Annotated in this window: 9 protein-coding genes; 2 read left to right on the top strand and 7 right to left on the bottom strand. The window is 38.3% G+C overall.

All coding sequences use genetic code 11. The features are described 5' to 3' along the window. Positions 1 to 29: 29 nt before the first annotated feature. Complete coding sequence (locus LIS78_RS10790) at positions 30 to 308, top strand: hypothetical protein (RefSeq protein ID WP_014460422.1); 279 nt, start codon at positions 30 to 32, stop codon at positions 306 to 308. A gap of 13 nt (positions 309 to 321) precedes the next feature. Here LIS78_RS10790 and LIS78_RS10785 read toward each other — a convergent pair whose 3' ends face one another. From LIS78_RS10785 to LIS78_RS10755, 7 genes are all read right to left on the bottom strand, one after another. Beyond that, a complete protein-coding gene (locus tag LIS78_RS10785; protein WP_195780270.1) occupies positions 322 to 981 on the bottom strand; it encodes a serine/threonine-protein kinase in 660 nt (219 codons plus the stop codon). Positions 982 to 1,100: 119 nt separating this feature from the next. Continuing rightward, the gene (locus LIS78_RS10780) at positions 1,101 to 2,387 is read right to left on the bottom strand and encodes a cytochrome P450 (RefSeq protein ID WP_252285337.1); all 1,287 of its coding nucleotides are present in this window, start codon (positions 2,385 to 2,387) and stop codon (positions 1,101 to 1,103) included. 107 nt (positions 2,388 to 2,494) lie between these two features. Then, positions 2,495 to 3,988, bottom strand: a complete 1,494-nt coding sequence (locus tag LIS78_RS10775) for an aldehyde dehydrogenase family protein (RefSeq protein WP_195783274.1) — start codon at positions 3,986 to 3,988, stop codon at positions 2,495 to 2,497. 128 nt (positions 3,989 to 4,116) lie between these two features. Then, the gene (pulA, locus tag LIS78_RS10770; protein WP_350495075.1) at positions 4,117 to 7,002 is read right to left on the bottom strand and encodes a type I pullulanase; all 2,886 of its coding nucleotides are present in this window, start codon (positions 7,000 to 7,002) and stop codon (positions 4,117 to 4,119) included. 175 nt (positions 7,003 to 7,177) lie between these two features. Continuing rightward, positions 7,178 to 8,572 carry an L-cystine transporter gene (locus LIS78_RS10765; protein ID WP_252285144.1) on the bottom strand — a complete coding sequence of 465 codons (1,395 nt, stop codon included), beginning with the start codon at positions 8,570 to 8,572 and terminating at the stop codon, positions 7,178 to 7,180. 253 nt (positions 8,573 to 8,825) lie between these two features. Beyond that, the gene (locus tag LIS78_RS10760) at positions 8,826 to 9,194 is read right to left on the bottom strand and encodes a hypothetical protein (RefSeq protein ID WP_252285142.1); all 369 of its coding nucleotides are present in this window, start codon (positions 9,192 to 9,194) and stop codon (positions 8,826 to 8,828) included. A 104-nt stretch (positions 9,195 to 9,298) separates the two neighbouring features. After that, a complete protein-coding gene (locus LIS78_RS10755) occupies positions 9,299 to 10,579 on the bottom strand; it encodes an ATP-binding protein (protein ID WP_229754439.1) in 1,281 nt (426 codons plus the stop codon). 327 nt (positions 10,580 to 10,906) lie between these two features. On the opposite strand from LIS78_RS10755, the gene LIS78_RS10750 reads away from it, so the two are divergent. Further along, positions 10,907 to 12,283 carry a M28 family peptidase gene (locus LIS78_RS10750; RefSeq protein WP_209151568.1) on the top strand — a complete coding sequence of 459 codons (1,377 nt, stop codon included), beginning with the start codon at positions 10,907 to 10,909 and terminating at the stop codon, positions 12,281 to 12,283. The last annotated feature ends 99 nt before the right edge of the window (positions 12,284 to 12,382 follow it).

Genomic DNA, 12,382 nt, shown 5'->3' with positions numbered 1-12,382 from the left:
AAATGAGTTGACAAAATGGAGGTGATATCATGCTACTAGAAAAATACTGTAAAGACACTGATTTAATGATTATCCAGTTTACCATCGAACTAACAAAAGACATTCACGCTAAAATCTCCGCACGTACTTTATTTTATGAAGAACAGGTGATACGTTATGCTGAAAAAAGAATACGTTCTTTCTTACATCCTCTTTCCCTTAAACATACGCTAAAATTTGTCTATCAATCTGAAATACTACAAACCATTCTATTCAAATTAAAACCAACTTTTGAGCAGCAGCATGTACTGCGCTGTATCTCATCTTAAAAAGGAGTTCCCTTTAGCGGAAACTCCTTTTTGATTTGATTCTACGATATAGACGATATGCTTTTCTGATAACGTTTAAAAGCGGGTACGGCAAGCGGATATGATACTTATCAATAAACGGATAAAAGGTGTAATAAGCTTTTACAAGGTCTGTCCATTTTTTATCAATACCTTTCTTATAAAAGTCAGAAATATCCACCACATACCCTCTTCCATCTTTCATCATGACATTTTTGCCATGCACATCATACGGGTTTAAACCCTGGCTTCTTGCATAGTCCAAAGCTTTGTTCACATCTTTTATGACTTGTTCTGGAATCTTTATTCCCCGCTGTACGGCATCATACAAAGTAACGCCTGTAAGTCTTTTTAGAATCAAGTACGTCTTTCCCTCATGAAAAAGTTGAGAATAAGCTGGGTGAACGCCCAGCTTTCTATACACTTGCGCTTCTTTTTTTACACCATAAATTTCTCTTCCGTATACTTTCACGACAAATTCAGGATAATTTTCGTGCGTAAACACACCGGCATAGTTTCCTTTACCAATAAGTACCCACTCTTTTGTTTTGTTCGTAACTTCAACTGGATCATAGTCACTTTCACTTTGAATCGTAACTTGCGTTAGTAATGATGTTTCAACTAGCGACACTAACTGTTTAATTGTTTTATCCATAGTCCCCTCTAAAAATCCTTCAGTAATCTCTATCAAATATTACCCTATGATAAATCTCAATGCAGGATGTGTCAATAAATTGACAGCCTGATATAAAGAGGGAAAGTATTCCCGTTCATTCAAGACTGCGTGTGAACTTTGTGAACATTCACATTCAGTTCTTCTTTCATATTCAGCATTACGCCCGCCATTGGAGCAATAGACTCGGGCTTAGTCAGCTGAAATAAAAAGCGCTTTGTCATTTCTGACAGAAAAATGGTTACTATTTCAGTGATATAGTCCATGCCCCTTTCTGCTTGATGCTCAATCCCAAGCGGCATATACATATAGCTTGGGACATCAATGGACCCTCCTTTTTCAAAACGGTCAGGTAAAAATTCACTTGGCTCTAAAAAATAATCTTCATGGCGATGCATCATATAAGGGCTAATTAACATAATCTCCCCTTTTTTAATACTGTAACCATCTATTTGTATATCTTCACGTGCTTGACGCCCAAATAGCCAAAGAGGCGGATATAACCTCATGCTTTCAGCAATTATTTTGCGCATATAGATCAGATTTTTGGTTGAAAGTGATTCACCGCTAGCATAGGCTTGAATTTCTTTATGCAGCTGAAGGTGCTCCCTAGTATTTTGAGACAGTAAATGAATAGACCAGCTGCATACGTGCGTAATCATTTCATACATCGAAAGGAATATAGAATTTAGCTGTTCGTATATTTCTCTTTCATCGATGTCTTCTCCGCAAGAAATCAATATATACTGCAGTAAATCATTTCCTTCGGTTTTGTTTTGAACACGCATTTGAACACGTTCAAAAAGGAGTTGTTCTAGCTGCTCATCTGAGTCAGGCTGGTGCAAAGGTAGACGAATATAAATTTTTCCTAACTTTTCTTTTTTTCTCATAAGCGCTTGAACATAGTGAATTTTATCTTTATCCTCAATCGAAATGCCAAATACAAGTTGAAGGAGTACAGCTACGACTATCTGTCTTATGTCTTTTACTATCGTTCGAAGCTGCCCTTCTTCCCACGTTTCTGTATGCTTTTCAATTATTTTTGCTATTGCTTCCTTATTATAAATTAGATGTTGTTTAAGTTGTGAGGGTTGAATGGGGCTCATGTATAATGCTTCATCTGTCCATAACATTTCTTCACCTATCAGCGTTTTAAACATATGCGTTAGTTTAATTTTTTGAAACGCCTTGCTGTTTGTAATGACTACATCTTTAATAAGTTGAGGGTCTCTCGTTACATAAAAGCGTTTGTGCGCAACTCTAAATGTTGCAATTTCTCCATACTGAGTCAAGTTTTCCAAAAAACCCAGTGGGTTCTCTCTAAACTTTTGCAGGTGACCGGTAAGCTTATACGACGAGGGGCCCTGTATAACCGGCAATGTTATCACTCCTTTTCTAAAAATACGGGACTTAAACAAATAAAAGAGTAGTCCACTAAAGACTACTCTTTTTCACACAAAGATATGCTATAGATTTTCACAAAAAACCTTACTTATTATTCCATATTGATCCATACGCTTTTCACTTCAGTGTAATTATCAAGCGCATAGCTTCCCATTTCACGACCAATTCCCGACTGTTTATAACCTCCAAACGGGCTTGCTGCATCAAATACGTTGTAACAGTTCACCCAAACTGTACCCGCTTTAATACCATGAGCAATATAGTGTGCTTTCTTTAAATCCTGTGTCCAGACGCCTGCTGCTAGACCATACGCTGTATCATTTGCTTTGGCAATCAAATCATCAAGATCATCAAACGGCATAGCAGCTACAACCGGACCGAAGATTTCTTCACGAGCAATCGTCATCGAATGATCGACATCTGCAAAGATAGTCGGTTCTACGAAATAGCCTTGATCAAATGGAATGTTTCCTCCTGCGAGTACTTCCGCTCCTTCTTCAATTCCTTTATCAATATAGGTTTTTACTCGTTTTTGCTGCTGCGCAGATACAAGTGGACCCATTGTTGTCTCATCTGCTAATCCATTTCCTTGTTTAATAGATTTCGTTTGAGAAACTAAATCAGCTACGACATTATCATATAAGCTTTTTTGGACATACAGACGACTTCCAGCACAACATACTTGTCCCTGATTAAACATAATACCTGAAAGCGCACCAGGAACTGCTTTTGTTAAGTCTGCATCCGGCAGGATAATGTTTGGTGATTTACCTCCAAGCTCTAACGTCACACGCTTTAAAGAGTCGCTAGCTTGTTTCATAATTGCTTTTCCGACAGCAGTAGATCCCGTAAAAGCAATTTTATCTACGAGATCATGATGAACGAGCGGCTCACCTGCTGTTTTCCCGTAGCCGGGCACAATATTTAATACGCCTTTTGGGAACCCTGCTTCATCTGCTAGTCTAGCCAAGTAAAGTGCAGAAAGCGGCGTTTGCTCTGCTGGTTTGAGCACGATTGTACATCCAGTCGCCAAAGCGGCTCCGAGCTTCCAAGCGGCCATTAGAAGAGGGAAGTTCCACGGAATGATTTGGCCAACAACTCCTACTGGTTCATATCTTGTATAGTTAAAATACGCTCCTTGCACAGGAATAGTTTGTCCAACCATTTTAGTTGACCACCCTGCAAAGTAGCGGAAATGTTCAATTGCTAATGGAATGTCTGCATTTGATGTTTCACGAATTGGTTTTCCGTTATCAAGCGTTTCAAGCTGCGCAAGTTCCAATTGATGTGTTTCCATTAAATCAGCTAATTTATATATGAGTCGGCTTCTTTCAGCTGCTGACATCCTTGTCCAGGGTCCATGATCAAATGCTTCTCTAGCCGCTCTCACGGCACGATCAATATCCTCTGGATTTGCTTCAGCTACATCTGCCAACTTTTCACCCGTTGCTGGATTTACTGTTTCAAACGTTTTTCCTGAAACAGAGTCTACCCACTCACCGTTAATGTATAGCTGTTTAACTCCTTTTAAAAATTCCACTACTTTCGGACTCATTTCAACTTTTTTCGCTCCAAGATTTTGCATCAAATACATACCTCCCCACAAATTTTGAAAACGCTAACAATCAATATTTTACCATGTTATCTAGTAAAATCAACAATTTTGCGTACAATATTCTGAATTTTTCTACATGTATTCTAGTTATCTAAAACTTATCTTACTAGTACAAATGTCGAAAGAGGCGCAACGTTTACTATATTTCCTTTCACCGTACGGAGCGTTTTTGTTCCTGCCTGCTCGCCGTCAACAAGTAATCTCCACGTTCTGTTAGAAGGTAGATGAACCGTTTGGGCTTGTTTATTTGCATTATGAATCACCATTATTTCGTTTGCTTTATCTTTATTGGCTTTAGCATTTAACGTATAACCTACTACGTTTGCTGGTGCATCTACAAAACGTAGATTTTGATGAATGGCCTGTGCACTCGTCATTCTAAATGACGAATATTGCTTTCGAAGCGCAATAAGCCCCTTCATATAATCTACTTCTTGGCTGAAAGCTGCTCGGCGCTTCCAATCTAACTGATTGACAGAATCGGGTGACTGATAGCTATTATGATCTCCGCCTTTTGTTCTCATAAACTCTTGACCTGCATGTATAAAGTTAATTCCTTGAGATGTTAAAATAATGGAAGAAGCAAGCTTATGCATCTGCTTTCTCGTTTGCTCCGTGTCAGCAGGGTTCGTCAGCTGAAGCTTATCCCATAACGTATGGTTATCGTGCGCTTCTACATACGTGACAACTTGATCTGGATCTTCATACGTGGCAGTTGAACGATCATAATCTATTCCAGCTGCTATACTTTGCTGTATGAGCTTTTCTTGTCCTTGCTTTCCATTAACAAATCCGTTGTCATGATCAAAAAACACGCTGCCTTTAAGGCCATCTCGCATACCGTCATTAAAGTGAGCTATGCGCTTCATATCCTGAGCGTTTTTCTGGTTAGCTTTTAGCTTAGCATCAAGCTCGGTTCCTAGATCCCAGCCCTCTCCTAGTACGATAATGGAAGGATCAATTTCATCTAACTTCTTTCTCACTTCATTCATTGTCTTTGTATCGTGAATCCCCATTAAATCAAATCGAAACCCGTCAATATGGTACTCTTTTGCCCAATAAGCCACAGAATCTACAATAAACTTCCGAACCATTTTCCGTTCAGAAGCCGCGTCGTTTCCAACACCTGTTCCGTTGGATAGAGTTCCATCTTCTTTATAGCGGAAGTAGTAGCCTGGAACTAGTTTATCAAAACTATGCTCACTCACTGTATACACATGATTATAGACAACGTCCATTACCATACGAAGCTGCTTGTCATGAAGCGTTTGAATCATTTGTTTAAGCTCAATAATTCTAGTCTTAGGATTATATGGGTTTGTTGAATAGGAACCTTCTGGTACGTTATAATTTTTTGGATCATATCCCCAGTTAAACTGCGGCTCGTTTAATTTGGTTTCATCCACCGTACGATAATCGTAAATAGGCAGAAACTGAACATGCGTTACACCTAAGTCTTTAATATGACTGAGTCCTGTTTTTACGCCATTTGGTCCTTTCGTATTCCACTCTGCTACGCCTAAATATTTCCCTTTATTTTTGATACCGCTCTCTTTTTGAGACGATAAATCTCGTACGTGCAGTTCATAGATAATCGCATCTTCTGGATTTTTGAATTTGGGTTTATTCGTACTCCACTTTCCCGGATTTGTCTTAGTCAAATCTACAACAACTCCGCGATCTCCATTCACTGTTGTTGCTCGTACATATGGATCAACCGCTTCGTTCCACACGCTTCCAATTTTTACTTTGTACGTATAAATTAGTTCGTCTTGATTTCCTTTTAACTCCGCTTTCCACGTTCCTTTTTCACTTTTAGTCATAGAAATTTCTTTTACAGCTTTCGAGTTCCATGACGAATAAGTCACTAGCTTTGCTTCGCTTGCGGTTGGAGCCCAGACGCGAAAGTTTGTTTGTTTCTTAGAATATGTGTTTCCTAAGTCATTTCCGCTGTACGCATACTTTTCATCAAATTCTTTTGTTCGAACGACATTTCCATTGACTACATCAGCTGATCCGTATCCTTTTTGCTTAATTCTATACGTTTTTGTAACGTCCAAAGGCTGTTTTGTTATAATTTTAACTTTAGTAGTAACGGAGTCTCCTCCATCTTTATAAGGTATTACTTTCTCAATTTGAGCTGCTTCGATTTCAATGTCTCTTAAGCTCTTAGAAGAGTCAAACGGTACGTTTGTTTCTAAAGTAATTTGATTAAATGTATCCATAGTCGCTTTCGTGATTTTCCGAGTGATATCTGCTCCAGCTCGATCATAATAAATTCGATCTTGTCCTTGAACAATCCATACTTCTACATTCCCGTCTTTACCAATTTTGGTAATAAAGCGGTCTCCTCCGTCTTTCTTTTCCCAATCGCTATCACTAGTAGAGTGGCGTACGATAAAACCTATTTTGTCAAATAAATTACCAGTTTCACTGTTAAGTGTGTAAATTGCTCTCTTCCCAAAACTCGTGTCTTCCGTAAATTTAATTTGCTTGCCTTCTTTTTCATCACCTGGCCATGTCCAAATATTCCATCCGCTGTAATCTCCGTCATACCGATGATAATTTAAGGTAACGTTTACTTTATCAAACTTCGGTAAATCTCGGTATTCACCGTCAGGAGGAGACGTATATGTATGTTCATCTCCACTTTTTACCCATACTTCTCCTTCACCGTTCTCCACTGAAACGAAGCGGTCTCCTCCATCTTTTTCCCATGACTCTGTTCGTACAATAAAACCTATTTTGTCATAAGTACCAGGTAGTTCAACTTCCGCTACTTTTCCAAACTGATCTTCTCCTGTAAACGCGTAAGCTTTCCCTTCTCTACCTTCAGGAAAAACCCATAATCCCCATTCTTTTGTATCGTTTGAAGCAGGCTGATAGTGAATTGTAATTTTTGTCGTTTCTGCGGCAGATGCAAACGATTGCATAAATGGGCTAAAAAAAGAGCTTACTAGTAAGAGTAAAGCCGCCACTACCATTACATATTGAGTCCAACTACGTTTCAATTAAAACCCTCCCGTAAAATAAAGTACGTACACATTTTTCACTATAACCTTTTTTGAAAGCGTTATCATAAGTATTTTTTCCTATTTTATGTGAATAAAGAAAAAAAATCCATAGTTAACATTGTTAACTATGGATTACGCATCTCTTTTACACTTCTGCTGTTTCAGGTGAGATGGTTTGATCGTTGTATACGTTTGTATCTAGCTCTTTTGTTAGTTTACTAGTGACAACTCCCGCTGTCATACTTCCACTTACATTAAGCGCCGTACGCCCCATATCAATCAATGGTTCTACTGAAATTAATAATCCCGCTAGCGCTACGGGCAAATTCATAGAAGATAATACAAGTAAAGCCGCAAATGTAGCTCCTCCACCAACACCTGCTACCCCAAACGAACTAATTGCTACAATGGCAATTAACGTGAAAATAAATAAAGGTGTTAAGGGATCAATCCCTACCGTTGGTGCAATCATAACGGCTAACATAGCTGGATATATTCCAGCACATCCATTTTGACCAATTGTCAGACCAAATGAACCTGCAAAATTCGCAATTCCTTCTGGAACTCCTAACTGTCTCGTTTGTGTATTAACGTTCAAAGGCAACGCTCCAGCACTTGTACGGGAAGTAAAGGCAAACGCCAATACAGGAAATACTTTCTTCACGTAAGTGATTGGATTTACACCTATGATCGTTAGAATGAGCAAGTGAACAATAAACATAGCTGCTAATGCGACATACGATGCTACAACAAATTTTCCAAGTTTAACAATCGCATCAATATCACTCGTGGCCACTGTTTTTGTCATAATTGCAAGTACCCCATAAGGAGTTAAACGAAGAATTAGCGTCACTACACGCATCACAATTGCATACAGCGTATCAATAATTTTTGAAAATAACGCCGCTTCCTCTGGCTTTTTACGCTTCACTCCTAAATACGCAATTCCAACAAATGCTGCAAAGATGACAACGCCAATCGTGGAAGTTGAACGTGCGCCTGTTAAATCAAGAAACGGGTTAGCCGGTAATAATTCTACTACTTGCTGCGGGATTGTTTTTGCTTCTAAACTAGATAAATTGTTTTCTAAGTCCTCTCCGCGCTGAAGTTCGGCTTCCCCTTTTGTGATTTGGACAGATTCTAAATTGAAGCTCGTCGTTGTAAAAATACCAATGGCAGCTGCTATCGCTGTTGTTACAAGCAAAATTCCGATAATTAAACTACTAATCTTTCCAATATTGCTGGTTAATTTTAAGCGAGTGAATGCTGCTACAATCGATACAAATACAAGCGGCATAACAATCATTTGAAGAAACTTAACATATCCGCTTCCTACAATGCTAAACCAATCGGCCGTTGTTATCGTTACTTCATGAGTCGGACCATAGATCCACTGAAGAGCAAAACCAAAGATAATCCCTAGTCCGAGCGCCGTAAACACACGCTTTGAAAATGACACGTGTTTTTTCTGCATCATAAACAACCCAGCAAGCAACGCCAGCATAATAAGGATGTTTAGAATGACTAATAAGTTATTCATAGATGTTCCCCCTATAATTTTTTCCATAAATTATGTCTCTATTACTTATAATACAACAATACCAATAAGTCAACTAGGTTTTATACCTTTTTCCAAAGACAGTTTTTTTTGAATAATCTTAACAAAACAAAAAAGCTAAGGGTTTTCCTTAGCTTTCTATTTTACTCTTGTATGTACTCCAGTGGTCTTTTGCTCCGTTATCAGAGATGGTCTTTCTTTTGTCACATCGGATGTACTACATTTATATATACACTTACATTTCATATAGTTCATTTAGCCATTTTACAAACAAATGTCTAGGTAATTCTAATTCGTGAAGCTCGACATATTGAATATCAGATAAAGTTGTTCCTCTAGCCATATAAAAGTACCACTGCCAGCCAATATCTTTAGCAATGGCATAGGATTTAGCTAGATCTTGTCTATTGTCTACCTGCTGCATATCATTCATCCACTGCGTTTCATCCGCTTCGTACTCGTAATAATGAAGAGTGTATTTATCACACCAATAAGCAAGGTCTTGATGGGAAAACGGATTTTCTCCGTCACATACTTGAAGCAATAGCATTCTTAAATTTTCCGGTGTATACGGTAATATAATTTTTTGATCTGCACGTCTCATTTTGCTACCTTCCTGACATGTTCGTTTCTTTTATTACATCATGTACGGCTGCGTTTAGCAATAAGAAATGGATGACGTTTTCATTACTTTTCGTTTACAACATTTCATTTGCTTGCGAAAACAGCCGTACCTTTAAGATACAGAGGCAGTCCAATTTTTACAATCGTTCCTTTTTCCTGTTCACTCTCAATCTGCAGGGTACCGTGATGATCATGAATGATTTTAGAGCTGATTGTTAGTCCAAGCCCCATTCCTTTTTCTTTTAAAGTAAAAAACGGTTCTCCTATATGTTCTAAGCGGTCTTTAGAAATTCCAACTCCTTCATCTCTCACTTCTATACAAATTTGGTCATCATGCGCTGCTTTAATTGTAATATAAATATTTCCGGGTTTATTCATGGCTTCGATTGCGTTTTTAAAAACATTAAGTAACACTTGAATAAGATGATTTTTATTTCCGTACACACTAGCGCTATGTGTTTGTTCATCGTAGAGGAAGTCAATGTTTTTCAATAAAGCTTCATGAGAGGTTAAACTCATTACATACTTAACCGCTTCTATAAGAGAAAATACGCGAAAATGTTCACTTTCAGGCTTTGACAAAAGGAGCATTTCACTGACAATACCATTGATTCGCTCCAGCTCATCAAGCATGATATTAGCGTACCCTATCGCGGATCGGTCAGTTTCTTTCATGAGCTGAACAAACCCTTTAATACTTGTAAGTGGATTTCGAATTTCATGGGCAATTCCAGCAGCTAATTCGCCTACTACAGAAAGCTTTTCCTTTTTTATCAGAAGTTCTTCTGCAAGCTTTTGCTGAGTAATATCTCGTCCAATCGTGATAAGAGCTTTTCTTGAGCCATCCTCAAAAAACACAGGTACTTTAATAACATCAAATGTTTTGACGTCGCCGTTTGGTATCTCAAATGCTTCTTCCGTGCGCACCTTTTCCTTTTTTATCCAAGCTTCTTCATCTGACGAAATACAGTGCAAGAAAGCGGCTTGAAAGAAAGGCACAAGCTCTCCAAGCTCTGCATCTGTTTTACCCCTGTAATCAATACCTTTTAAATGATAAAGTTCCCTTCCAAAATCGTTCACCGCCACCCATTTGCCATCTCCATCTTTAAAACAAATAAAATCCGGCATTGAGTTTATTAATGTCGCAAGCTGATACTGTTCATCAGACACCTGTGTATGAACCGAACGCTTATGAAGTAAATAAACCGTGCCGGCTGTTACGCCTACTAGTAAAATATCTTTTATTAAACTGCCAAGAGCGTATGCTCCTTCAAAAAATGCCATAGTTTGAAAGACGATGTACACCCCTAAAAGCAGAAGACCCGCTATTGCCGCTGCTTTTCGTACACCCTCCCTATTTTTCATCAATATTTCCCACCAGCCTTTGTTTTCTACATTAATACTCTCTATATCTCCTCAATTAAGTTCTGAAAATTCTTCTTACTTTTAAACTAGTTTACCTCATTTTTTTATTCTTATCTAATACCTTTTTTTATTACTTTTGACACAGTTTCCTTTATCTCCTTCATTGTTTTCATATTTTCATTTTAATTGAATTATTTTCTCTATCAAAATAGGAAATTAGATACGGAATAATCTGGAACATTTAGGTAATACTACTCTTTTTTGTATTTTCTTAATATTGTAAATTCGAGTAGTACCAACTACATCGATAAATTTAGGGGGATTTTAATGAAAAAGACCGTGATTTCTTTGGCTATAGCAACAAGTTTGACTCTATCTTTTACAAGTGTACAAGCTTCTACTTCTGCAACTGCTTCTCACAATCAAAGTTCTGAACAAAAAGTATTAAAAAAAGTCAATGCTGAGAAAATTTATCAAGACATTGCGTATCTCTCAAAAAAACCTCGTGTGGCAGGAACTGAATCTGAACGCGAAGCTGCTGCGTTTGTTCAAAAGCGTTTGTCTAAACTAGGCTATCAAAGCGCAGTAGAACCTTTTACATTCACCGGTTACACACCAGCAGCTAGTTTTTCACTAAGCGTAAACGGGACAAGCTACTCTCCAACAACTTTTACTTACAGTACCAACGGAAATGTTACGGCTGAAATTGTAGATGGAGGGCTTGGTACAAAAGATAATTTAGCAAACAAAGATGTGAAAGATAAAATTGTATTAGTTCAGCGAGGCTCTATTACTTTTGGTGAAAAAGTATTAAATGCTGCTGAAAAAGGTGCTGCAGCCGTCATTATTTTTAATAATACAGACGGTGAGCTAAACGGAACGCTTGGCGGCGCTAATGATAACTACATCCCGTCTCTTGCTGTTACTAAAGAGGAAGGTGAAAAAATTCTTACTTCTATTCAAAAAGGCGAAAAGCCTTCAGGTACAGTAAAGATTGAAGGGGCTGTTGTAAGTGAGCGAACATCTTATAATGTAACCGCTACTAAACCTTCTACTTTTAAGAAAAAAGGAACAAATGATATTATTGTAGTAGGTGCTCATCACGACTCTGTAGCCGGAGCACCTGGGGCAAATGACGATGCTTCTGGAACAGCAATGGTGCTTGAATTAGCGCGCGTATTTAAAACCCTTCCTACTGATACAGAACTGCGATTTGTTACATTCGGAGCTGAAGAAGTAGGCTTACTAGGATCCGAGCATTATGTTAGTGAGCTATCTGAAGATGAGAAAAATCGTATTGTTGGAATGTTTAATTTAGACATGGTAGGAAGTCGAGATGCGGGAGATTTGGTGATGAATACAGCTGATGGAACACCAAATCTTGTCACAGAATTAGCTCAAGCTTCAAGTACAAGATTAAATGGATCACCTACGCCATTCCAAGCTGGCGGCCGCAGTGATCACGTTCCGTTTGCAGAGGCAGGAATACCGTCTGCTCTATTTATTCACAGCCCGTCTGAACCTTGGTATCATACGCCTGAAGATACCCTTGATAAAATAAGCAAAGAAAAACTTCAAGATGTGGCTGAGATTGTGGGAACAGCTATTTACGATCGTGCTCGTCCTGATCATCAAGGTTCTTCAGTTAACAAGAGGGCAACATTTAAAGCTCCTCATCTTTATCACGAGCAAGATGTCAAATAATAATCTATCACTGTTATTTATACATGACCAAAAAGAGATGTTTCTGCATCTCTTTTTTTGTTAAGCAGATTTCTCAAGGTTTTAAATTCACTATGCTAC

Source organism: Priestia megaterium (assembly GCF_023824195.1).
Lineage (GTDB): Bacteria > Bacillota > Bacilli > Bacillales > Bacillaceae_H > Priestia > Priestia megaterium_D.
The sequence above is the reverse complement of the archived record's forward strand: the minus strand, read 5'-3'. Positions and strand labels throughout refer to the sequence as shown.